A 24,679-nucleotide genomic window follows, 5' to 3' on the forward strand; every position below is an offset into this window, starting at 1 on the left:
GTTGTCGGTATCAAAGCAAATCTGACTCATTTTTGCACAAACAATCTTGCACGTATCATCCAAATATGTTTGTCTGGCCTGACTGGTCTGACCAGTTAGACCAGAAGTATCTCAGGGTAGGCTAAAAACACAAGGAAATCATAATGAAGTTTCTCAACTTTCTGACGTCCAGCGTCGTTGGCGGCGTTCTTGCCGTGTCCTCACTGGCATCCGCAAACGCAGCAGACCTGACCGTTGGTGCCAATATCGGCAACGTGCCGTGGGAATTCGAAGAAGCTGACGGCACCGTGGTCGGTTTCGAAGTCGATCTCGTCAATGAAATCGCCAACCGCCTTGGCAAATCGGTCGAGTTCGTCAACATCCCGTTCAACGGCCTGTTCCCGGCGGTCCAGTCGGGCCGGATCGACATGGCGGTTTCGTCCATCACCATCACCGACAAGCGCCTTGAGTCTGTCACCTTCGCACAGCCTTATTACGACAGTGACCAGTCCCTGACCGCCACCGCAGAAGGCGGCGTCACCGGCCTGGCTACCATGGATGGTAAGGTTGTTGGTGTTGATACCGGATCCACGGGCGATATGTGGGTCACCGCAAATGGCGGCGAATACGGCATTGCCGATGTCCGCCGTTACGAAGGCCTGTCGCCAGCCATGCTTGATCTGCAGGCCGGTCGTATTGACGGCTATGTAAGCGACATCCCGGCACTGCTGTATTACGTCAAGGACAAGCCGGCCCTTAAAGTGGTCGAGCGCATCACCACCGGTGAAAAATACTCGATCATGTTTAACAAGGATGCAGCCCTCGCAACCGAAGTTAACGACGTTATCACCGAGCTGAAAAAAGAAGGCTTCATCGCCGGTCTGCATGAAACCTGGTTCGGTGCAACGCCAGAAGACACCACCTCGACCGTTCAGGTCCTTGATATGCCGACCCTTAAATAATCGCGCATATCGCTGATCATCCCTGCCGACGATACCAATCCTTTTTCGGTGTCGTCGGCGGGGCAACCTGACCTGGTGGTAAAATGGATTTATTTTCGACTTTCTTTAACATTCCCGTCCTGATGCAAAGCCTGCCGCAATTGATGAATGGCTTGCTTGTGACCATCGGGATCGGCGCAACCAGCATCATTGCCGGTCTGATCGGTGGCCTGTTTCTGGCCGTGCTGCGGCTCTATGCCGGGCCGGTAGTGACCGGGCTTGTGCGGGCCTATATCGATGTGTTCCGCTCGATCCCGCTTCTGGTGTTGCTGATCATTGTTTATTACGCGCTGCCCTTTGTCGGCATCAGGCTTTCGCCCTTCTTCTCGGCCGTCACCGCGTTGACACTGGTGTCCGCGGCCTACACCGCCGAAATTTTCCGTGCGGGGATCGAAGCCATCCCGAAGGGCCAGTTTGAAGCGTCCGCAGCCCTCGGTCTGTCCAACCGCTATATCATGACCGATATCATCCTGCCCCAGGCCATCCGCATCGTCATTCCGCCGCTGACCAATAACTGCATCAACGTTCTTAAGGACACTGCGCTCGCATCGGTTGTCGCCATGCCCGACCTGCTCAAACAGGCGACCCAGGCACAGGCCCTTTCCGCCAATCCGACGCCGCTGATCGGTGCAGCCGTGATCTATCTGATCCTGCTTCTGCCGATGGTGCGCTATGTCGCGCATCTTGAAAAACGTTTTAGCCGCGGGAGAAGCTGATGAAAGCGCCACTGATCAAAATTTCCAACCTGCGCAAGACCTATGGCCAGTTCGTTGCGCTCCACGGCATCAATCTTGATATCGCGCAAGGAGAAGTCCTGTGTGTTGTCGGCCCGTCGGGCTCTGGCAAATCAACGCTTATTCGTTGCATCAACCATCTCGAACCGTTCGAGGCGGGCAGCGAAATCACCGTTGATGGCATCCCGGTGCGCCCGGGGCCTGACCTTGATCAGGTCCGGGCCGAAGTCGGCATGGTGTTTCAGTCATTCAACCTGTTCCCGCACATGACCGTGCTGCGCAATGTCATGCTGGCCCCGATCCGGGTCCGCAAAATGTCCGAAGCGGACGCCGAAAAACGCGCGCGCGATCTGCTGGAACGTGTCGGCATTTCGGTTCAGGCCGATAAATACCCGGCCCAACTTTCCGGCGGGCAGCAACAGCGTGTGGCGATTGCCCGTGCCCTTGCCATGGAACCGCGTGTGCTTCTGTTTGACGAGCCAACCTCCGCCCTTGATCCCGAAATGGTCGGCGAGGTTCTCGACGTCATGAAAAAGCTCGCCGGGACCGGCGTCACCATGGTCGTGGTCACCCATGAAATGGGCTTTGCCCGTCAGGTCGCGGACCGTGTCCTGTTCATGGATGGCGGCGCGATTATCGAGGCCGGAACGCCCAGCGAAATTTTCGATGCGCCGAAAGAAGAACGCACAAGGAACTTCCTCCACGCCGTTCTCGACCATTAAAATAAAAGACAAATCAACCGGAGGATGCCTTCAATGGCAGATCAACGCACCCTTGATATGGACTATGTCCACAGCCAGTTTCCAGCCCTCGCCAATGGCTGGACCTTCTTTGACAATGCCGGCGGATCGCAAATCCTGTCCAAGGCGTTGGACCGCATCAATGCCTTCCTGATCGAGCGCAATGTGCAGATCGGTGGCTCCTACGAAGTCTCGCAAAAGGCGGCCGAAGCCCTTCTGGATGCACGAAAATCCGCCGCCCAGCTGGTCAATGCGAGCCGCCCCGAAGAAATCATTTTCGGCGCCTCGACCACGGTATTGCTGCAAAACCTCGCGCGCGCCATGCGCAGCCAGTTCAAACCGGGTGACGAGATTGTCGTCACCATCGGCGATCATGAAAGCAATATCGGCCCGTGGGTTGCGCTCGAGGAATTCGGGGTCAATCTGCGTTTCTGGGAACCGGATGTCAAAACCGGGCGTCTCAGCCTTGATGGCCTCAAGGCCGCGATGAGCGACCGCACCAAACTGGTCTGCGTCACGCACGTGTCCAACATCATTGGCGAAATCAATCCGATCCGCGAATTCGCCGATTGTGCCCACGCCAACGGTGCCAAAATCTGTATCGATGCCGTCGCCTATGCCCCGCACCGCGCGGTGGATGTTAAGGGTTTTGACGCCGACTATTATGTCTTTAGCCTCTATAAAACATACGGCCCGCATGGGGCCATGATGTATGGCAAGTATGACCTGCTGCTCGAGCTTGATACGCTGTACCATTATTTCTACGGCAAGGACAAAGTCCCCGGAAAGCTTGAAGCCGGCAACCCCAGCTATGAAATGGCCTATTCGGTCTGCGGTATTGTCGATTACCTGACGGAGTTGGGTGAGCGCGCCATGGGAGATAAGTCCGGGACGGGGACAGTGCGCGATAAAATCGTCGCCGCCTATGACGCCATCGCCGCACAGGAAAATGCCCTGACCGATCGTTTGTTGCGCTATCTGCGGGGTCGCAATGATTGCGTGATTGTCGGGCAGGATGACAACCGCGACGGCACGCGCATCCCGACCATTGCGTTCCGCTTTGATGGCCGCAATGCCGAGGACGTCTGCAAGATCATTGACCGTGAAAAGATCGCCATTCGCTTTGGTGATTTTCATTCCCGGCGTCTGGTCGAATATATGGGCCTGTCTGATAATGCTGGCGTTTTGCGTGTGTCGATGGTGCACTACAACACGATTGAACAGGTGGACCGTCTGACTGCGGCGTTTGACCGCCTGCTTGACGCGACCGATCAATAAGGGGGCAGGCCACATCATGCAGTTTGACCGCATCATCAAAAACGGCACCATCGTCACCGCCAGCGACACCTATGTTGCCGATCTTGGCATCAAGGATGGCAAGATTGCCGCCATCGCCGATGCCCTGAGCGGCGCGGATGACATCATCGATGCCACCGGACTTTATGTTATGCCCGGCGGGATCGACAGCCACGTCCATATTGATCAGCCCTCCGGCGATGGCATCGTCATGGCCGATGATTTCGAAAGCGGCACGCGTTCGGCCGCCATCGGCGGCAATACCTCGATCCTGGCCTTCTGCATGCAGGAAAAGGGCGACAGCCTGCGTCATTCGCTCGATGTCTATCACGCCAAGGCCGATGGCAATTGCCATATTGATGTGGCCTTCCACCTGATCGTCACCGATCCGACCCCGTCGGTTCTGGGCCAGGAACTCCCGGCCCTGGTCGAGGACGGCTATACCTCCTTCAAGGTTTTCATGACCTATGAAAACCTGCGTCTGCGCGATGATGAAATCCTCGATACCCTTGATGCCGCCAGAAATACCGGCGCACTGGTACTGGTGCATTGCGAGAACGAAGACGCCATTCGCTTCCTGATCGGCCAGCACGAGGCCGCTGGCGAATTCTCCGCCAAATCCCACGCCACGACGCGTCCGATTGCCGCCGAACGCGAAGCCACCCATCGCGCTTTGTCACTGGCCGAAATCGTCGATACCCCGATTGTGATTGTCCATGTGTCGAACCAGCAGGCGATGGAAGAAATCGAACGCGCGCGGGTGCGCGGCAGCAAGGTCGTTGGCGAAACCTGCCCGCAATATCTCATGCTGACGGCTGATGACCTTGATCAGAATGAACTCGAAGGGGCAAAATTCGTCTGTTCCCCGCCGCCACGCGACAAGGAAAGTCAGGACGCCTGTTGGGATGGTCTGGAACGCGGGGTTTTTGATCTGTTTTCATCCGATCATTGCCCGTTCCGCTTTAACGACCCGGAAGGCAAGCTCAATGAAAAGGGCAAGAAAAGCTTCCGCTGGATCCCCAATGGCATCCCCGGTGTGGCGACGCGTCTGCCGATCCTGTTTTCCGAAGGTGTTCAAAAGGGCCGCATCGACCTCAACCGCTTTGTGGCACTCACCGCCACCAATCACGCCAAGCTGTATGGCATGTACCCGCAAAAGGGCACCATCGCGATTGGATCGGACGCCGACCTGGCCCTTTGGGACCCCAATAAAAACGTCACCATCACCAACGACATCCTGCAACAGGGCTGCGACTACAGCCCCTATGAAGGCCTCGAGGTCAAAGGCTGGCCCGTCCACACCATCGTGCGCGGCAAAACCGTGGTCAAGGACGGCGAAGTGACAGGGCAAAAGGGCGATGGCAAATACTTGGCCCGCCAGAAATCAAATCTGGTGACCTCAAAGCCGGTCTGATCAGACCGGCGCAACCCACGGCCACCCCGCACCGTCATTCCCGCGCAGGCGGGAATCTCGAGCCGCACAACGCAACATTGGGGGCAGGGCAAGGCCCACAAACGAAAGGCAGCGCAATAATCAGCGCTGCCTTTCGTTTTTTTGTCACACGTTCAAGCATCACATCATCACGATGCCGATGTTTGCGCAACAGGGCTCAAGCATCAGCAAGCGCGCGTCGCACCGCTTCCGGCTCTTTCTCGATCACCTTAAGAAGGACACGCGATGGCTCATCCATATTCGACCGGCCTTGTTCCCAATCGCGAATACGCCCATAGGAAAACCCATAGGTTTCCGCAAACGCCTTTTGGGTTAGCCCCTGCTTCTTGCGAATGCTTTTGACATCCACTTTTTCAGGGATATGGATAATGAACGCATCGGCGGGGGCCTTGCCTTCTGCCAAGGCCAATGCTTCCTGTGCGCCCTGAAGAATTCTTGATCCAGCTTTGCTCATGTGCGCTTCCTCGCTTTCTCGGCTTCTTCCCTGACCATCTTGCGCCAGGCTGATGGCAGGGCCGTCAGAATTTTTCTCAGTTCATTTTTGTCTGATGCGGAAAGGTTCGCCTGATTGCTCTTGCTGTATATATCAAACAGGAAAACCGGTATGTCATCGGCTGCGAAAAACGTGATCACGCGATAACCGCCACTCTTTCCGCCGCCTTGTTTGGCAATGCGGACCTTTCTGGCGCCGCCCGTGCCCGCGATGATGTCTCCGGCATCAGGGTTCCTTGCCAGAAAATCCACAATGCTTTTCCTCTCGGCGTCCGAGACATGCTCGTCCTTTGCCGAGGCCAGAAAAGCCGGAGTTTCAATCACCGTGTGCATAGAACAAATATGCGGAAATTCCGCAGTTTGTCAAGTTTGAGTTCCGTGCTTTTTCGAATCGGAAAAAAGGGAACTGCCCCCTTTTTTACCTTTTATTGTGTATTACTGTTCTGGAATTAGCAATACACATGGGTCTACTTCGGGAGTGAGGATTGTAGTTCGTTGGCGTCCTCGCGTGATGCTCACTCGAAAATTCTGACGGCAGCTCGCATCGACTTTGGTGCGATCATTAAAGCGTACAATACGGTCGAGATTTGCTACGATCTTTAGTCGGGAGATATTAGGCCAGCCCTCGAAAATGATTACTTCGTCAAATTGCTTGCCCTTGGCTTTGTGCATATTCATGACAACGACGCCGGTCTCTGGTTTGGCGCTGCTAGCAAAGTGTTCTTGAACGAACGCTTGCTGAACAATCAGGGACGCATTTGCATAGGAACCGTTGTCACGCCAGTCTTGTGTAAGGTCCTCGCGAAGTTGAGTGCCTCGTTCTAGTAATCTAATGTTCCGAACTTCTTTAGCTATCTCCGTAAGACGCTTGCATTTTCCGTTTTCCAGTACTGCTCTTACAGTTTGCCAATCTTGGTTAGGCTCACCTGTCCGCAGCTTAGCACATGCGGTATCATACACTTCGAAGGTTGCATGCAGGATGCTTTTACCCGGAGGTTTTTTCCCGGAGTTAATAGCTGAACACCATTTATCATAAGCTTTGCGTATGCGAGCAGCCTCGTCCAGCGCAGTTTTGGTCGGTTTGTCTCCGCCCTTTCCCTGATAGTAACTGCACATAAGACTGATAAATGTGTCCAAGCGTGAGGCTGAGTCGGGTTGTAGAATATGTGCAATAATTCCAGAGCCTAGAATAGCTGCAGCCATCTCAATCATTGCGGTATGGTTGATGGCTGGCATTCCTGCAGGGGGGGCTCGAAACTTGTCAGATACAAGGCGTGTCATCTTTTTTGTGGGAACGAGTATTGCTAGCGACCAGTCTTGCTTTCCACTCTTTGCTAGACGCTTTCTGGCTGCATAGGTGCTAGTGATTAGGGTCGTAAACGCTTGGTTAGGATTTGAGTCGAAATATTTTACTTCGATACCTTCATAGTTTTCTTGATCGAAAGTGCCTTTAAGAATGGCGTTGCCAAACTTGGCAATATCAGTCCCAGCACTGCGGTGATTGGTATCACTAAAATCAATCTCTGTGGGGGTGAACGCCTTACGAAAATGATCAAGACGGTCTGGATCTGCGCCAATAAAGTCGAAGATGCGCTGCTCTGGATCAGCTAGAGCGATTAGTCTCGAGTATCGGCCGAGTGCTTGGACGACGTTCCATTGCTCCGCATTTGTATCTTGAAACTCGTCGAGTACGACGGCGGGGTGCATGGTCGCAAGAAGCTGCCTGAGTCTTTGACTTGAGTGAAGCAGTGAACTTACGAATGGAGCGAAGAGGTCGAAGCAAACTCTGCCTTCATCTGCTGCGAGTCGACACCTTTCAGCATTTTCAGCGTCCTTTTTTTCTTTCTTCTTTTCATCTGATAATTTGCTGTCCGGCTCGAATTGGCTCCTTGTTGAAGATAGAGCAATCGCTTCTTCAGGTGGTGTCAGAATGTCTAGCTTTCGGGGTAACCCTAATAGGTAGCCGTGCGCTTTAAGAATACGCCAGAAAAAGGAGTGGTAGGTTTCGACCTCGATATGTCGCTTGATGTTGTCGGAAATACTCTTTTCTTCCTCAATCGCTTCGATTACGCGAGCAATCGTGGCCCGAGCGAAGCTCAGAAAAAGAACCTTTTGCTGAGGTCGAAGATTGTAATCGGCAATTTGAGCTGCCTTCAGGATTGATATTGTTGTTTTACCAGAGCCTGGTCCACCAGTGACGAGCAAGTGTCCGTCGCTACTTATCACTTCGTGCTGTTTCTCAGTTGGCTCCATCGGCTATAGCCTCTGGCTTTGCTTCATTTGCGGCGTTAGGTGCTTCTATGTCTATAGTTGGATCGCAAATTCGCATCAGCGCTTTACAAGCTTCGCGCAACCATTCAGGAGTTTCTTCCTCAGAGCATTGCGCAAGAAAGTCTGCAAGACCCCAATTTCCCTTTGACCAAGCGAAATATTCGGAAAGTGCTTGTCGTGCATTTGCAATCGGATCAGGGTGCTTTTGGCTTAGGTGAGGGGGCCACTCCAAACTACCAGCGAACCTCTCAAGAGCGGCGTTGGTGGTTTCATTTAGCACAAGGTCTTCTATTCCGTGTTGGTTATGCATAAGAAGAAGTTCGACCTCTGATTTGATAGTCGCTTCATCATCAGGCGATTGGCGGTCGCATAAAGCGAAAGTCGATTTCCCAAGTGATTTAAAAAGCTTGGCCATACTGGCAATTTTAGAGTCACTGCCTGCGTTCAAAGTGCTTATGCCAAGTGCTTCGAGTGATTTGTATGTGTCTGGGTTTAACTCCGCCAAACGCCTACAAACAACGGGGAACGCTGTTGTTTCTGTTTCGCCTTCAGCAATAAGAACGCGGCGAGACAGGAGCCCCTCACAAAACCTCGTTCTGAAGTCTTGCCGATAGGCTTTCAGTTTCATGTTGTTGGGTAGACTGATCGGTTTTCGGGACAAGGTCCCCGATGAGTCTCGACCTAGAACAACTGTCTCTTCTATCGGAAATTCTTCAAGAACATATGGTGAGTGAGACGTGAAAATTGCTTGAGAAGCAAGGGAGCGAACTTCATGCACAATGCGTTTTTGTGCATATGGTGGAATTGCTGTTTCAGGTTCTTCCATCGCGAAAATCACGTTTTGCTTGGTTTCAGCAATCTGTGACAACATCGCAAGCACCAGCATATTGATTGTGCCCGTACCCTGTCTATAAAACGGTGCAGCGTGGTCGCTATCGCCTGTAGCAATGAACGCTGTAATAACTTTACGGAGATGCTCGCGGGTAAGGTTGGTTATCTTGAGGTGTGGTTCGACACCCCACTCTCTAGGCACATATTTCTTGAGTGCAGTATTGATGCTCTTGAGGACTCCCGAGAGACCTACGTCTGGGTCTTCTGCGACGGTAAACTTTGTCAATTCACCAATGGTATCTTCCCACATCTGAGGCCGGATTTCCTGAAGCCTAAGGATGATGTCTAGTAGACTGCCTCGCTCCAGACTCAGGGCGCGGCTCCCGGTGCGTAAAGAGCGTAGGTAAAGGAATCCACATACCTGCTTGTCTCTCTTGCGGAACTCAACCGGATTGCCCCCGTCGCTGAGGGTGCGTGTGAAGTAAGTCTTGCCCTGAAAGTCGTCTTCCTCAGAATCATACCAGCCACGAAACGTTACTCTTAGCGCTTCAATTATATGATCCGGATCAATTCCCGCAGGGTTGGCTTCATCGTAAAACTTGTCTTCGTTCTCGTTCCAAAATTCGACATAATCACCGAAGCGTGCCTTCTGATCCTCAGATAGCTCAGCTATCGTAACTTCGATTTCGATGCGTGGACTTTCGACATTGTCAATGTCGGTATCATCGGTGACAGCCACAGCTTTCTGTGCTTGCCCATCTGCTGAGGTGTTCGTATCATCTGATGTTTTAGATGAATACTGCCCTTGATGAAAATCATGTTCGTCGATAGGAGGAAAGCGGTTAAGGCGGTCTGGGCCCAGAGCCAAGTCTAAGGCTTCCAGTATGGAGGTTTTGCCGGTGTTATTGTCACCTATTAGAACAGCATGGGCTGGAATCAATAAGCTCGCGGCTTTGATTCCCCGAAAATGACTGATGTTTACGCGACACGCTCTCATGTGCTTTCATCCATACCTGCTTTGATCGCCCAACTTTGCGGGGTGCAGTATGGAAGGTCCACATCTATGAAGAATAGCTAACCTAAGCAAAAGTAGTGTTGCAGTGCAGTTCTTGTAGAACTTGATAAGTTCGAAAACTGCCCTCGTAAAATGGTTGGCCTAAAAGTTAGAGTTTCTGCAACTGCCTTGCGATATCAGTCTTCATAGATACTTCACCGGATGCTGAAGCTTAACCCCTTCATAGCGGTCCACGTTACATCGGCAGGCCGGTTGAATTCCAAACTCAGCACTTACGCGGACGCGCCAACAACCAGATCAAACACCACCAACCCGGCCACGCCACCTTCCAGCAGCCCAACCAACTGCCCACCCAAGGCTTTATGCTCTGGATGTTTCAGATAGGCATCTCGTGCTGCCGCATCGTCAAAATCAATTGAAAATCCGTGGCGGAAGCCTTGTTCAAGCCCCTCCGGGCTGACCGAAACGCCGCCATCAAAGCCGCGCATGCCGGGGATATGGCTTTTGAGGTCTGCCAGCTTGGCAAACAGGCTGTCGATTTCGGCCTTTGTAACCTCGGCCTTGAATTTGGTCAGTACGATGTGACGGATCATGGGGTTTCCTATGCAATAAGTTTGGCGAGGTATTCGACCGGATGCTGCGGCTTCACACCTTCATAGCGATCCACCTGACAGCGGCAGGAATAGCCGGTCACCAGCATGTTCTCAAGCCCCGTCGCATCGACCTTCTTTTTCCAGCTCAGATCATACAACGCGCGCGAGGTTTCCTGGTGGCGGGTTTCGTGGCCATAGACACCGGCCATGCCGCAGCAGCCGGTTTTTTCCGTGGAGAGCTTTAGGCCGAATGCGTCAAAGATTTTCTGCCATTTGACACCAACATCTGGGATGGACGTCTTTTCCGTGCAATGGGGGAACAGGCTTGCCGGGGTTTCCGTGGTGCCCATGTTAACGCTGTTATCAAGTTTGGGCGGGGTCAGGCGGCCGTGTTCGATCTCGCCCGCCAGCCACTCATGGAACAGATGCACGCGATAATCCGGGCGGTTGCTTAGTCGCTGGGCGTATTCCTGCCGGTAGGTCAGGGCGACACTGGCCTCGATCCCGATCATGGGAATGCCGGATTTGGCGATTTTACCGAGCACAATGTCATTTTGCTGGGCCTGATAATCAAAGCGTTTGAGGAACCCCTTCACATGCATCGCCTTGCCATTCGGGCGATAGGGCGGCACGAACACGCGATATCCAAGGCGATGCAACAGGTCGACATGGGCCAGCACCACATGGGTATCGTAATGCGTGGTAAAGCAATCCTGCACAAGGATCACCGACTTGGCCTTTGCGTCCGCACTTAGGGCTTCAAGCTCCGCCTGCTTGAACTTGCCAATGCCGCGTGCGCGCAAGGCCGATTTAAGGCTCTGGCCGTGCAGTTTCGGCAGATCTGTCAGGCCGATGAAGCGTTTGAAGATCCATGGCATCGGCGGGATGGATTGCAGCGCGTTAAATAGCCCCGGCGCCTTTGCCAGAAAGGGTGCCATGTTTTCCAGTGACGCAATCACATGGTCCTTGATCGGGCGTTTATAGCGCGTGTGATAGGTCTCGAGGAACCGGGATTTCATTTCCGGGATGTCGACCTTGACCGGGCATTGCCCCGCGCACGCCTTGCATGACAGGCAGCCGGCCATCGCCTCATAGACGTCATGGGAAAAATCCCGGCCATTAATGACGGCCAAGTCCTTGTTCATCGGATCGGTGCCAACAGAAAGCTGGCGGATCCATTCGCGGATCATCCCGGCCCGGCCCTTGGGCGAATGCACACGTGATCGCGTGACCTTATAGGACGGGCACATGGCATCCATCAGATCCCAGTTAAAGCACGCCCCGTTGCCGTTACACCGCGTCGCGTTCAGGTATTCATCGCGCAAAGCATCCTCGATCTGGCGGTCAAACTGGCCGCGCATCGGGGCTTCGTCAATCGCCGTGATCGGTGTGTTTTTGGAATAGGGCGAGGCGATCTTGCCGGGGTTAAGCTGCCCTTCCGGATCGAACGCCTCCTTGATGCGACGCAGAACATCATAAAGCTCCGGTCCGAAATAAACGGGGGAGTATTCGCCCCGGAATCCCTTGCCATGCTCGCCCCAGATCAGACCGTTATAGCGTTTGGTAAGCTCTGCCATTGCGTCGGAAACGCGCCGGATGCGGGCTTCGTCTTCCTCGTCCATCATGTCAAGCAGCGGGCGGACATGCAGGCACCCGACATCGACATGGCCAAACATGCCGTAATCAAGCCCCTCGGCATCCAGCAGTGCTCTGAATTCGGCAATGAAATCGGCAAGGTTTTCCGGCGGCACGGCCGTATCTTCGACAAACGGCGTGGCGCGGCGTTTGCCCTCAAGATTGCCGAGCAAGCCCACCGATTTCGCCCGGATCGACCAGATGGCAGCGATCTGCCCCGGATCGGTCGCCTGCACAAAGCCGATGGGGGCAAAGTCTTCAGCCGGGTTGGCATCAAGGTAGGATTTAAGCTCCGCCTGTTTGGCGGCAACCTCGGCCTCGCTCTCGCCAACGAACTCGACGACGTTAAAGCCCCGTGTCGGCGTGTTGCTGTTTTCCGTGCCGAGAAGCTTGCCCAGCATGTGCCAGCTTTCATCCTGCTCGGCCAGTTTCATGACCTTGTCATCGATGCTTTCAATCGCCACCGGGTCAAACTGCACCAGTGCCTTCACATGCCGCAGCGCACTATCAAAGCTGTCATAGCGCACCACCGTGACGGCCTTGTGTTTGGGCAGCGGAATGACGCGGAAGGTAATTTCCTTGACCATGCCAAGGCTGCCCTCGGCCCCGGCAATCAGGAACGACAGGTTCATGTCCCCGGTGTCAGATACCGCTTCCTTAAGGTTATAGCCCGTCAGCCCCCGGTTCATTTCCGGGAAGGTCGATTTGATCTGATCGCGCCTTGGGGCGATTTCGTCATGGACCTTTTTATAAAGCTGCCCAACCCGGTCGGCGCGTTCCATGGTGTCTTTGGCCTCGGCTGCTGTCATGGCGCGGGTATTGAAATCCGTGCCATCGATCAGGACCGTGGTCATGTCATGGATGTAATGGCTGGTCTTGCCATAAATCCGCGATCCCTTGCCGGAGCTATCTGATCCGATCATGCCGCCCACCGTGGCGCGGCTTGCGGTCGACACCGCCGGCGGGAAGAAATAGCCATAAGGTTTCAGCCAGGCATTCAACTGATCCAGCACCACACCGGGCTCGACATGGACAAGCCCGCGCTCCGCATCAAAGCCAAGGATATTATTCAGGTGTTTGGAGGTATCAAGAATGATGGTGTTGTTCAGCGACTGGCCATTGGTACCCGTGCCACCCCCGCGCGGGGTGATTTTGACCTCGGAAAATTTCTCACGCCCCGCAAGCTCCATCACCACATTGATGTCACCCCGCGTCTTGGGCTGCAGCACGGCGGTCGGCATCACTTGATACACGCTGTTGTCGGTGGCATTGATCAGGCGGGTCGGGAAATCGGCATGGATTTCACCAGCAAACTTGCCCTCGGCCTCCAGCGTTTTGAGGAACCCCAGCGTCAAACTGTCCAGCGACCGATCCGGGGTGAGTGCTGGCAGCTTTTTGATCACGCTTTTGTTCGAAGCGTTGGTAGCCGGATTGGTGGCCGGATTGGTAACCGGGGTGGCAGCCGGGGCAGGGACGGACATCAGGCTCTCTCAATACTCGTATGATAATATCATATGCTTTTATCGGTTTTTTTCCGGTGCGGGCCGGCGCCCCGATCTGGCATGCAAACCCATTTGACCTGATCGCGATTGAATAGACAAATCGAAAATTCCGAAAGATTATTCAAAATAAGTGAATAATCAAAGCGCCGGGCAAGGTGCTCAGAACCGCCGGTCAAAATGCACCGCGATGGCGCATTTTCAATCCTCATACAATTGCCTTCAGATCTGAAACCCAGCCCCGATTATCTTGCAAGAGGCGCGGTAGTTTGGGCGGGTGGAAAGAGGGGCCGTTTTGTTGTTTTTCCCGCTGTCTCCTCTCTCCGGTTGTTTCTTTTGCCCACTCAAGTCTTCACGCTTAAGTGGGGGATCAGTTGACGAACGGTGGTCACAAAACATTCAATGGGATTACCTCGTTGGAGTAGGTTTTACCCGTAGAGTATAGCTAACAGAAACCTATGGTTATTGTTGGCGTCTTCTTTATTAATCGATTTCAACTTTCTGTGACGCTCGTCACTTTCGATTTCTGCATTTTGTCTTAGCGAAGAAAAAATGACGCACAGTCATTTAAATCAGAAAAATCTGATGTTGCCGTTCATTTTTTGATCTGAGTGCAATCGCTAAGTACGATGAAGTCAAACGCCGTTAAATGTGGTCGGCAGACCGAACAGCCAATCCGCAAGTTTAATCGGATTAACTCTTCCGCGCGTCGATATTTTGTTCGTTGCTGCATATGGGGAGGGGGGCTGCTCTTTGCTTGCATGTCTTTTACTACGGCGCAGGCCCAAACACCATCTCAGCGTGATGAAATCATTCGCCAGCAAGACCAGATTTTGCGGCAGCAACAGGAACAGTTCCGGTCTGAGGATCCGTTGATTCCCCGTCAGTTACCTCCCGGATATGAAAAGCCGGTTCTTCCCGATATCCCTGATAGCGAAGAGAATGCACCGTGTTTCGATTTACAACATATCGAAATTGAAGGTTGGGACACAGACCTTCGACCATTGGTATCTAGATTTGAAAAGACATGTATTCGTAAATCCGACATCGACAAAATAATTGAAATTCTGACGGATTATTTTGTTGAACATGGTTTTGTGACGACAAGAGCTTATGTTCCGGCGCAGGATCTTGGTTCTGGTATTCTTAAGCTGATCGTGATTGAGGGAACGGTTGAGGATATATCTCCATCCGCAAGCGAGGCCTTAACACGCGGACAAATGCTTTCTGCTTTCCCAGGTTTGCAGGGAAAGCGTCTTAATCTTCGGGACTTTGAACAGGGACTGGACCAGATCAACCGACTGCCGAATTCTAATGCAACGGTAGAATTTGAGCCTGGTTCAGAGCAGGGGAAATCCGTCGCTGTTATCAGTAATCAGGTCGGTAAAAGCTGGCGAGCCAGCGCAGGGCTTAATAACTCCGGCAGCGAAGCTACTGGTGAATTACAGCAATCCTACGGTGGGGAAACCTATAACTGGTTTGGAATAAATGATCTGATCAGCCTGTCTTACGGTCAGGATACCGAACCCGCATCCACCCTTAAAGCCAGCAGAAGCAAGAGCGTATCTTTGTCCGTTCCGTATGGATATTGGTTGTTGTCGTTGTCTGCCAATCAATTTGACTACCGAAACCAGATAGAAGGATCGGTTCAGGATTTTAAGAGCTCAGGCAGGTCAACCACATGGCGCGCGGATGTTGATCGCGTGCTGCATCGAGACCAAACAAGTAAAACCACGCTTTTTTCCTCTTTCACTTACAAAAAAACGAAAAACTATATTGAGGATGTGCTGCTCGAAGTTAGTAGTCGTCGTCTGACCATTCTTGGACTCAACGTCAATCATAGTCGCCGTTTTGGGAAAGGTTTGGTTTCTGCGTCGGTTGGTTATGAGGCGGGGCTCAAGGTTCTTGGCGCAAAGGAAGATGATCACAGGGGTATTGACGAACCTGAAGCCCAGTTCGAGAAATACACCGCTGACCTCACTGTCATTCAGAATTTTGACGTTCTGGATACGCCCTTGAGCGTGACAACCGGTGCCCGCGGTCAGTGGAGCCCGGATACCCTTTATGGCACGGAACGCATCTCTGTCGGAAGTCTCAGTACGGTTCGAGGTTTCAAGGAAAGTTCAATCAGCGGAGATATCGGCGGTTTTATTCGCAATGAGATCGCGGTTCGTATTCCGGTTACCCAGCCCGAAGTCTCCCGAGTGGCTAGCGAAATCCAGCCTTTTGTCGGGTTTGATTATGGTGTGATTTCCCAAGATGTTTCGGAACCCCTCGAAGGTGGCCGGCTGTCGGGCTGGTCGACAGGTTTTAAAATTCGTGGACCCAACCTCAATCTCTCCCTGACATATGCCCAAGCGATTGATGCACCTTCATTCGTCAATCATCGCAATTCCGAAGTTTATTTTTCCGCCACTGTGGCGTTTTAAGGGGGGGGCTGGGAACATGCTCAAGTCGTTTGCTACACAAATTCTCAGCGTAACACTTAGTGCTGTCATTGTTGTCCAGCCGGTAATGGCGCAGGTTGTTGTGGATAATCAGGCTGCAGCAAACAATCAGGCCTCCCTTGATGCGGCACGTAATGGTGTGCCGATTGTAAACATTGCCAATCCGAATGGCGCTGGCATTTCGCATAACAAGTTTAAGGATTTCAACGTTGGCGTTGAAGGTCTTATCCTGAATAACAGCAGGAGTGTCGGACAATCCCAACTGGGTGGCGTGATCGCGGGGAATGCAAATCTGACGTCAGGTTCTGCGCGACTGATCCTGAACGAGGTCACGGGTGCAAGCCGGTCCAATCTGCTTGGCTATCAGGAGATTTTTGGACAAAGTGCTGAATATGTTCTGGCCAACCCCAATGGCATAACCTGTAACGGGTGCGGGTTCATCAATACTCCGCGGGCAACATTCAGCACAGGTCTTCCGCAGTTCGATAGCAGTGGTGACTTTCTGGGGGTGGATGTTGATACTGGCGATATTCTGATCGACGGGGCGGGTCTCAACGCCGCAAACGTTCCTTATTTCGACATCATCAGCCGTACCGCCAAAATCAATGCAGATCTGCATGCGAGAGATCTGTCCGTAATCACAGGACGGAATACGGTAAATTATGCTTCTCGTGAGGCCGTTGCGAAATCAGATATCCCTGAAAAGCCAAGTATTTCGATCGATTCAAGTTTACTTGGCGGCATGTATGCCAATCGTATTCGGCTGGTCGGTACGGAACAGGGCGTGGGGGTTAAGGTTGCGGGTGATCTTGCTGCGTCAAGCGGCGAATTGACGATATCCGCTGATGGCAAGATCAGCGTCAATAACTTGACTTCGGCACAAAATATCTCAGTCGCGTCCGCTGCGGACAGCGTTACGGTAACAGGAACCGTTCAGGCATCGCAAACTACCCAGATCAAGGCCGATAACGCAATTGAAGTGCAGAGCGAAGCTTCTGTAAGTGGAGATCACTTGCAGATCGAAGCGGCGCGGCTTGAAAATCAGGGCAAGATCAAGGGCGGTCAGCAAACTAATATTGAGACCAGCCATATCGAAAATACCGGGACAATCATCGGAAATGGTGGTGTCTCTGTTGTTTCGGACACACTCAATAATCTTGGTTCCGGTCTTATCAAGTCTGATGCCGACATCATTATTCAAACTGATTTGACGAATGAGGGGGGGCTTGAAGCCGAAGGAAAACTCGATGTTGCCAGCACGAACAATCTTGTCGTTGGGGGGAGACTTGTTGGCGGTGGCGGGCTGCGGTTAAGTGCGGCAAATGATCTGACGGTCGATAGTGAAGAGGTTTACTCAGCCGGACCTGCGGAGCTGACTGTTGGTGGTCAGTTAATAAATAATGGCAAGCTTTCTATTGCCGGTGATCTTGGTGGAACAATTAAAACCCTGATCAATAATGGCGAGATTCAGGTTTCTGAAAATCTGGCCCTGAGCGTCACCTCAGACTTCGAAAACCGAGATATTGTTTTTGCAGCAGGTGATTTGTCATTTTTGGTCGGTGACACGCTGTTTAATAACCAAGGAACCCTGATTGCCGGTGGCGATATCGAGCTGGTTGGCATTGATGATGGAAACATGGCGTTGCTTGACAATGCCTCTGCCACGATTGAAAGCCTCGAAGGCGATATTCGGATCAAGACCGATGAGTTGCTTAATCGTAAAGTTGCTTTTTCAACATCGAGCCAGCGAACGTTTCAACAGCGTTATGCGGCCAATCAAACGACGCATCCGGGGTGTAATACAGTTCCTGGTGCTGGAATAAGCCCCGAAGGATGCGCCTATTTCCCTGGAAGCGGTGTTGCTCATGTCCCTCATCCATGGAAAAGCAATTATACCAGCTACTACTCTACTGAAAGTAGTTCAAACGGTATTTTGGTAGAGGTTTATCAGGACGTTGTTAGTCAGGATTCTTCTGAGTCTGTTATTTCATCTGGCCGCGATCTATTCGTCACGGGCGGAACGATAAGCAACGACAAGAGCCAGATCCAAGCAGGTCGGGATATTGAGCTTACCGGCACGTCTCTTGCTAATGTTGGCGCGCAAATTACAAGAAGGCTTTACCATACAGCTTCGGCATCTAATGGCTTCACGAGATGCTATGGCGGTCCGTGCAAGTGGTTCGAGTTTACCAATGCGCGTAAACTTGTTGAATCAGACATCATCGACAGTCATGAAGCTCAAATCGTTGCGGGCGGAACGTTCAGTGGCTCGTTTACCGGACAGGTAAATAACACCACAATCGTTCAGGGGGCGGTCAGTCTGCCATCGGACGGCATTTCCTATGTCGATGAATTGGTCAATTCAATACCCGACCCGGCAAATATTCCTGTTACGACTGTACCGAACGGTGGTGTTTATGTGCCCCCGACACCGGGTCTTTTTACAGAAGCGCCCGAAGACCGAAACTATGTGTATGAAACGCGATTTGAACACACCGATTTCGGTACATTCTATGGGTCTGATTATTTCTTTGATCAGATTGGCTTTGACCAATCAGTCGTTGAGGATCTGCCAAAACGACTTGGTGACGCGTTCTTCGACACACGCCTGGTCCGCGAGCAAGTTATTGCGCAAACCGGTCAGCGTTTCCTCAATAGTACAGAAAATGATGCCGCCCAAATGCGTCAACTTATCGAGGCCGCGGCAGCCCAGAAACAGGGGCTTGGCCTGAGCGTTGGCACGGCGCTGTCTGCCGATCAGATTGCGGCCCTGACCGAGAGCATCGTCTGGTATGTTGAAGAAGAGGTGAACGGACAGACAGTCCTTGTGCCCAAGCTTTATCTGGCGGGAGGCGACAAGGCAGATATAACAGCGGAAGGCGCAATTATTGCGGCCGCCGACGTCAGTATTCTAGCTGATTCAATTGCCAATTCCGGGAAAATAACGGCGACCGATGACACGTCGCTTACTGCATTAGGATCGATCATCAATGCAGGCGGGACGATCAACGCAGGGAACGATCTGCGTCTTGTCGCGGCGACAGGTGATGTCGTCAATATGTCGGCCACTGATCGCCTAACCGGCAGCCTTGGATATCAGGACATGTTGCTGTCCAGAGGCAAGATCTCAGCGGGCAATTCACTGTCCATTGAGGCCGGCCGGGATATTCTGAACGAAGGAGCGGATATTTCCGCTGGTGGGGATGCTACCTTTGACGCGGGTGGGGATGTTGCCTTCACGGCGACCGAGATTTCGCGCAATGTTGACTATGAGGTTCCGGGTTTCAGCCTTGAGCAACGTAGCACGCATAATCAGGGCTCCAATGTTGATATTAGTGGAAACCTTGCAATCAAATCTGGCGATAACATTACGGTTGCCGGAAGCCAGATTTCAGCAGGCGGGAACCTTGATCTTGAAGCAGATGGCAACATACAGGTCGTTGCTCTTCAGGATTACGAATACCAGCACAGCGAACGACGCAAAAGTAGTTCCTTTAACTCCGGCACGCGCGAGGCCCTGACATCTGTCATCTCGTCACTGCAGGCTGGTGGAGCTCTGAACGTCGTTTCAGAAAATGGCGATGTTCTGATCAAGGCATCAAAGCTGTCCAGTGGCGAGCAAACCAAGCTTTCGGCAGAGGAAGGCCAGGTTGCGCTGCTCTCGAACACGGACTCCCTTTACGAACATAAAATCCGCGAATCATCAAACTTCGCATGGTTTAGTAATCGCGACACCGGTCATATCGATGAAACCGTTGTCATGACGGAAATCACCGCCGATGGCGGCTTGATCGTCAATGCTGGAAACGGCGTTGTGATTGAATATCGCGATACCGGAAATCTTGAGGAATCCGTCACAGCCCTTGCTGCAACGCCTGGCCTTGAATGGATGGGCGAGATGATGGCGCGTGATGACGCCACGTGGCACGCGGTTCAAGAAGTTCATCGAAGCTGGGATTACAAGGCTGAAGGCCTGAGTGGTGCTGGTGCCGCTGTTATTGCGATTGCAGTGACTGCCATCAGCATGGGTACAGGTGCAGGAGCCGCCTTGGGCGCAATGGCAGCCCAGGGCATGGGTGCCGGAGCTGTTGCCTCCGGCGTTGTTACCGCCGCCGTCTCCGCGGGCTTTACAGCACTGGCTAGCACGGCGGCCATTTCAATGATTAACAACAAAGGCGATCTTGGTGCTGTTCTGAAAGAGCTTGGTTCCTCTGCCACCCTGCGCTCCCTTGCCACCAGCATGGTGACCGCGGGCGTTACAGCCGGAATTCTTGGCACGATCAACGCTGACGGCACCGTAATTGATATTGGAAAAACGGCTGAAATTAGCGACCAGATTGCCTATCAATCGATCCGGGCACTGACAAATACCGTCGCCAATGCTGCGATCAACGGTACGGATATTGGCGATACTTTAAAATCCAATCTGATCAGTGCGGTTGCCAGCATCGCTTCCGCCCAATTGGCAACCAAGATCGGCGATCTGGCAGGTGTCGATCAGTGGAACCTTGAAGACGGTGACATCCGTAAAGTCGTAATGCATGCGGTTGCCGGGTGTGGCGTTGGGCAGCTTTCAAGTCAGAGCTGTGCCGCGGGCGCGATTGGTGCCGGGTTGCAGGAGGTGCTGGGCGATCAGATTGATGCGATGTCCGACGATGAAGGGACCCGCGCACAGATTGCCGGTTTGGCCGGTGCAATTGCCGTTGCCGTGACGGGCGGGGACGCGGATGCGGTCAATACGGCATCTGAAATCGCCAATGCGGCCTGGACCTATAACAGGGAACTGCATCGGGAAGAAAAACAGCTTAACACCTTGCTCGCAGAGGAGATGAGCAAGGAGAGTGGACGGACTCCTTTCCAGGAACGCGAGCTACTTGACCGTGTGAGCTGCCAAATTGTTCAATGCGGTGCTACAACTGGGGCCATTGATCCGGAAAGCCCGCAATATGAGGAGATGATCGACGATCTTTGGGACCTTTATCCCAAGCAGATGGCAGTTCTTGCCGCAGCATCCGGTGTCATGACTTTTGAGAATGGTCAACCAGTTTACAGCTACACCCGGATGGATCAGGTCTTTGACAATGATGTTCCAATTGAAGCGCCAGGCCTTGTCTTTGATATCTTAACAGGTGGCGTATCTGGGCTTGGTGGTGCAGCGGTAAAAGTCGGCAGCAAGGAACTTGCAGTTCTTGGCAAAGTCATCGTCCAGAACATGCTGGACAATCCCGCCGCGATTGGTGCAAGCGGTAAAGCAATCGCACAAAACGTTGCTGATGCTGCAAAGCAGGCGATGCAGAGAATTTCACAACGTAAGGAAAATATTGATACTATCAATGATTTCTTTACAGGAGCTAAGTACTCACAAAAAGTGATAAATCAGATCAAAACAGGTGATTATCATGCATTCCCCGATAGTGTTCTCGCATTCCAAGAGGCAGGATATGTGACGAAAATTACTGGAGGAGATGGTGTCGTGCGGGACATGTTAAAGATTCCCGGAGAATACAACGGAAAGAAAGGCGTCTTTGAGTTCATTAAAGAAGCTGATGGAACTATTAATCACCGACTATTCAAGCAAAACCCGGAACAATGAGTTATGTGCCCTATTTGGTCTACGAAAATAGATTCTATCTTGAGTGTTGGATTTTCAGCCAATCACTTAGGAATAAAAAACTGGGTTTTAGATCGGGAAAAAGCTGCTCGGGCAATCACTCAGCTTGAGAACTTAAAAATTGCGGTGCTTGGCGGTGATGTATTCGAAATTGAAGACGGAAAAATATATCAGACTTATGACAGTTGGTATTGCGATCAAAAAGATGACGAGAATGAACAGAATTTTACAAAAAGAAGTATATTAGAAGCCAAAGAATATATTTTGAATTACCCTAAAGGAAAGGTGGGTTTTGCAATAGTTCCGAAAACATAATAATTCAGGAATGCGAGAAGGGGCAGGAAAGGGAGTGGATTTATTTTCTGAAAGATATTTGCTTAAACTCAAAATTGAATGTCATTTGTGAAACAAGCAATCAGAACGCCATACAGTTAAATGGGTAAACTGTGATTTACGGGAAAAAGGGGACAGATTTATTTTTGAACAGATATGGTATGTTTGTCGCATATCACAGGAAGCCGATTAAACATGCCCCGTACCGGACGCCTTATCCTGCCAGATTTTCCGCACCACATTGTGCAACGCGGGCATAACCGCCAGACTGTGTTTGCATCGCCTGCGGACTGTCATTATTACCTTGATATTCTCCAAGAATTCAGCAAGGCATTGGACGTAAAGGTATATGCCTTTTGCCTGATGACGAACCACGTTCACCTGTTGCTTGATCCGGGCACGGATCTCGAGCGGGCATCATGCCTTGTGAAAACGCTTGCCGGTCGAATGACCAGATACCGCAATAAGCTCGAAGGCCGCTCAGGTACCCTCTGGGAAGGACGGTTCAAATCAAGCCCGGTTCAAACGGGCACATATCTTCTCGAATGCTGCCGCTATATCGAATTGAACCCGGTGCGTGCCGGGATGGTAACGGAAGCTGGTAAGTACGATTGGTCGAGCTATTCGCTTCGCACCGACACTAAGCCTGATAACTGGCTGAGTCCGCTTCCGGGCACCAAGCTATGGGGAACCGGAAAGAGGTGGCGAGAACGCTATGCTGAGTTCGTCAAAGAAGGGATTTCCGAAGAGTGCTACCAGCAAATTCACAATGCAGTTAAACGCAATCAATTGACCGGAAATTCCAGATTTGTCGATGAAATCGCTCAAATCATCGGCACAAGAGTTGAGCAAAGAGGGCCTGGACGACCGCCAAAAAACTGACATGGGAGCAGAAAAATAGATCTGTCCCCTTTTTTCCTGTTGTCGCTGATGTAGGCGTGCCGTTTGAGCAGCGCTCGCTACCTTCGAAAGACAAAATAGAGAGATCACTAATAAAGTATGAGGTCTTAAAACCGATTGAAGGCGTAAAGCCAGGGACTGCAGCTCCTTGGTTTGATCAGCCCGGCGGCTGCACTCAACACAAACTGCCCATGAAGATCGAAGAGCTAATCGAACAGGGTTATATCAGGAAAATCAGTGGATGATTGAAATAGAAACGAAGATCAAAGAACGCTACGCACAACTTAGCGAGCTTTTTTTCGGTCACCGTAAGGAGTTTCCTTTCAAGTTCTTTGTTCGGGATGACGGCGGAGGATGCCATGTCGAGTATGATGCAACCGGCAAATTAAGTTTGGTTGGTACAGATCGCGGTAATGAAACCTATCGAGATGAAACATATGACTTGAACGAGCTTATGTATTGGATTTTCCGAAACTTAGCATTTTCTGTTGCTCAAGCTTATGAGTTTAAACACCGTCATCCAACAGATGACAGTCGAAGAATATGGTTTCCCAAGGCAATAGAAGAGATCTCAAAAATATCCGATGATTGGGGCGTCAGAATGAAGAAAGAACAGGATGAGATTCTTCTCAAACATCCGTTCAACGACGATCCGTTTGGCCTGCTAAGCCCTGATTGGACGGCTTCTATGCCAAACAAATACACAGTAAGATACGAAGAGGCAGGCAGCATCTTTGATTACGACCTCGAACCTGCAGGAGATGGTGCGATTTTTTACCGTAATTCAGTTCGGGTAAGTGCAGGAAACAAGGCACCAGAGCCAATCCACGCGGTGCGTGTTGAAGAATGGCTAAAAAAGAAGTTCCGCGTCGAAGTTAATTGTGGTCAGAATCAGTAAGTACAAATCGACGTCCTGACTTGATCCCCGCGTGCTGACATAATCTATCTGTGAGTGCCCGCAGCTGCTCAGGCGTGGCTAGCGCCGACATTCAGCTTGATATTATGTGGTAAAAGCTAAAAAGGGGAGGGGCTCTTTTTTCAACTAGAAAATCAACAGCTTGTGGCGCCGAAGCCATGGACTATTGAGAGCGTTCAAGAGGTGGGGAGCTCGCCCTTACAATGACTGAACACCAACGACAACGAATTGTAGAAATACTTTTACGGCTTTCCTCGCTTTTAATGACTGGAAATCCTGATTCCAAATGGGGCCATAAACTTGAAGTGTTGGCCGGGAAAGACACACTCTGTTCTGAAGACCTTAGGCTACAGGTTAAGGGACTGTTTGGAGGGATGGGGTCATTGAATGATATCGTCCTTTTCCATTCCGATGGTACAGTTGACAGGAACGGGAGTACTGAATTTGATATGCTGTGTTCCCAGCTTTATGAACTTTTGCGATCATCGGCGTAGGGAGGCTGTCAGTTTGCAGCGGACAAAAAGAAGAAAAATAGATCTGTCCCCTTTTCCCTTGGCGAGATTGTATCTGCATATCCTCCAGACCTACCACCAAATCCGAGGCCGTTATGTGTTGGGGTAATAAAGATAGAGATTGGAACAAGCTCGTTTCTGATATTCAGTCAGAAATCGATGCTAACACCACTATTATTCCTTCAAATCACCTAGATTATATTCAGCACTATCTTGATCACGACGAATATAGCATGGCATTTGAATACCTTTACCTTGAAATAATGGAGAGAGAAGACTCTCATTTTACTCTCGGTAAGGAAAAAGCACTTGAAATAGCACTTTTTTTTGGACTGGATGATGAGAATGAGTGCATGGTTGACGGTAAATTTTGGCCAAAATTCAAATCGTTTTTAGAACGAAAAACATAATTCAAAAATTG

19 protein-coding genes are annotated in these 24,679 nt (G+C 51.5%); 13 read left to right on the forward strand and 6 right to left on the reverse strand.

Translation table 11 applies throughout. The features are described from left to right. Positions 1–143 precede the first annotated feature (143 nt). The 5 genes from TH4_RS08480 (at position 144) to hydA (ending at position 5,164) form a co-directional block, all read left to right on the forward strand. Positions 144–941, forward strand: a complete 798-nt coding sequence (locus tag TH4_RS08480) for an ABC transporter substrate-binding protein (protein WP_064780667.1) — start codon at positions 144–146, stop codon at positions 939–941. A gap of 83 nt (positions 942–1,024) precedes the next feature. Then, positions 1,025–1,696 (forward strand): amino acid ABC transporter permease, encoded by a 672-nt coding sequence (locus tag TH4_RS08485; RefSeq protein WP_064780668.1) that lies wholly within the window; start codon positions 1,025–1,027, stop codon positions 1,694–1,696. Beyond that, positions 1,696–2,436 carry an amino acid ABC transporter ATP-binding protein gene (locus TH4_RS08490; protein ID WP_063087214.1) on the forward strand — a complete coding sequence of 247 codons (741 nt, stop codon included), beginning with the start codon at positions 1,696–1,698 and terminating at the stop codon, positions 2,434–2,436. The genes TH4_RS08485 and TH4_RS08490 overlap by 1 nt, the downstream gene beginning before the upstream one ends. Positions 2,437–2,469: 33 nt before the next feature. Beyond that, on the forward strand, positions 2,470–3,732 hold the full coding sequence (locus TH4_RS08495) for a cysteine desulfurase-like protein (protein ID WP_064780669.1): 1,263 nt from the start codon (positions 2,470–2,472) through the stop codon (positions 3,730–3,732). A gap of 16 nt (positions 3,733–3,748) precedes the next feature. Next, complete coding sequence (gene hydA, locus TH4_RS08500; protein WP_064780670.1) at positions 3,749–5,164, forward strand: dihydropyrimidinase; 1,416 nt, start codon at positions 3,749–3,751, stop codon at positions 5,162–5,164. Positions 5,165–5,360: 196 nt separating this feature from the next. Here the strand turns inward: hydA and TH4_RS08505 are convergent, their stop codons facing one another. The 6 genes from TH4_RS08505 to TH4_RS08530 all read right to left on the reverse strand — a co-directional run bounded on the left by TH4_RS08505 (position 5,361) and on the right by TH4_RS08530 (position 13,521). Continuing rightward, the gene (locus TH4_RS08505) at positions 5,361–5,657 is read right to left on the reverse strand and encodes a helix-turn-helix domain-containing protein (protein ID WP_064780671.1); all 297 of its coding nucleotides are present in this window, start codon (positions 5,655–5,657) and stop codon (positions 5,361–5,363) included. Beyond that, a complete protein-coding gene (locus TH4_RS08510; RefSeq protein ID WP_064780672.1) occupies positions 5,654–6,028 on the reverse strand; it encodes a type II toxin-antitoxin system RelE/ParE family toxin in 375 nt (124 codons plus the stop codon). Before TH4_RS08510 ends, TH4_RS08505 begins: the two co-directional genes overlap by 4 nt. Before the next feature lie 102 nt (positions 6,029–6,130). Beyond that, positions 6,131–7,948, reverse strand: coding sequence for a UvrD-helicase domain-containing protein (locus TH4_RS08515; RefSeq protein WP_064780673.1), 1,818 nt, complete (start codon positions 7,946–7,948; stop codon positions 6,131–6,133). Then, on the reverse strand, positions 7,935–9,794 hold the full coding sequence (locus tag TH4_RS08520; RefSeq protein WP_064780674.1) for an ATP-dependent nuclease: 1,860 nt from the start codon (positions 9,792–9,794) through the stop codon (positions 7,935–7,937). The genes TH4_RS08515 and TH4_RS08520 overlap by 14 nt, the downstream gene beginning before the upstream one ends. Before the next feature lie 290 nt (positions 9,795–10,084). Beyond that, positions 10,085–10,405 (reverse strand): Dabb family protein, encoded by a 321-nt coding sequence (locus TH4_RS08525; protein ID WP_064780675.1) that lies wholly within the window; start codon positions 10,403–10,405, stop codon positions 10,085–10,087. 8 nt (positions 10,406–10,413) lie between these two features. Then, positions 10,414–13,521 carry an FAD-binding and (Fe-S)-binding domain-containing protein gene (locus tag TH4_RS08530; protein WP_083997023.1) on the reverse strand — a complete coding sequence of 1,036 codons (3,108 nt, stop codon included), beginning with the start codon at positions 13,519–13,521 and terminating at the stop codon, positions 10,414–10,416. A 779-nt stretch (positions 13,522–14,300) separates the two neighbouring features. Between TH4_RS08530 and TH4_RS08540 the strand changes: the two genes are divergently transcribed. The 8 genes from TH4_RS08540 (at position 14,301) to TH4_RS08575 (ending at position 24,668) form a co-directional block, all read left to right on the forward strand. After that, positions 14,301–15,968, forward strand: a complete 1,668-nt coding sequence (locus tag TH4_RS08540) for a ShlB/FhaC/HecB family hemolysin secretion/activation protein (RefSeq protein WP_167351206.1) — start codon at positions 14,301–14,303, stop codon at positions 15,966–15,968. Positions 15,969–15,984: 16 nt separating this feature from the next. Then, positions 15,985–21,579 (forward strand): two-partner secretion domain-containing protein, encoded by a 5,595-nt coding sequence (locus TH4_RS08545; RefSeq protein ID WP_167351207.1) that lies wholly within the window; start codon positions 15,985–15,987, stop codon positions 21,577–21,579. Positions 21,580–21,618: 39 nt separating this feature from the next. After that, complete coding sequence (imm40, locus tag TH4_RS08550) at positions 21,619–21,912, forward strand: Imm40 family immunity protein (protein ID WP_167351208.1); 294 nt, start codon at positions 21,619–21,621, stop codon at positions 21,910–21,912. Between the two features lie 213 nt (positions 21,913–22,125). Further along, positions 22,126–22,812, forward strand: a complete 687-nt coding sequence (locus TH4_RS08555) for a transposase (RefSeq protein ID WP_064780680.1) — start codon at positions 22,126–22,128, stop codon at positions 22,810–22,812. Beyond that, a complete protein-coding gene (locus TH4_RS21015) occupies positions 22,809–23,075 on the forward strand; it encodes a TNT domain-containing protein (RefSeq protein WP_083997025.1) in 267 nt (88 codons plus the stop codon). The genes TH4_RS08555 and TH4_RS21015 overlap by 4 nt, the downstream gene beginning before the upstream one ends. Beyond that, positions 23,072–23,728 carry an Imm63 family immunity protein gene (locus TH4_RS08565; RefSeq protein ID WP_064780682.1) on the forward strand — a complete coding sequence of 219 codons (657 nt, stop codon included), beginning with the start codon at positions 23,072–23,074 and terminating at the stop codon, positions 23,726–23,728. The genes TH4_RS21015 and TH4_RS08565 overlap by 4 nt, the downstream gene beginning before the upstream one ends. A gap of 281 nt (positions 23,729–24,009) precedes the next feature. Further along, a complete protein-coding gene (locus TH4_RS21020) occupies positions 24,010–24,240 on the forward strand; it encodes a DUF6966 domain-containing protein (protein WP_064780683.1) in 231 nt (76 codons plus the stop codon). Positions 24,241–24,353: 113 nt separating this feature from the next. Continuing rightward, a complete protein-coding gene (locus TH4_RS08575; protein WP_064780684.1) occupies positions 24,354–24,668 on the forward strand; it encodes a hypothetical protein in 315 nt (104 codons plus the stop codon). Positions 24,669–24,679 lie beyond the last annotated feature (11 nt).

It is taken from the genome of Thalassospira tepidiphila MCCC 1A03514, from assembly GCF_001662875.1.
GTDB lineage: Bacteria > Pseudomonadota > Alphaproteobacteria > Rhodospirillales > Thalassospiraceae > Thalassospira > Thalassospira tepidiphila.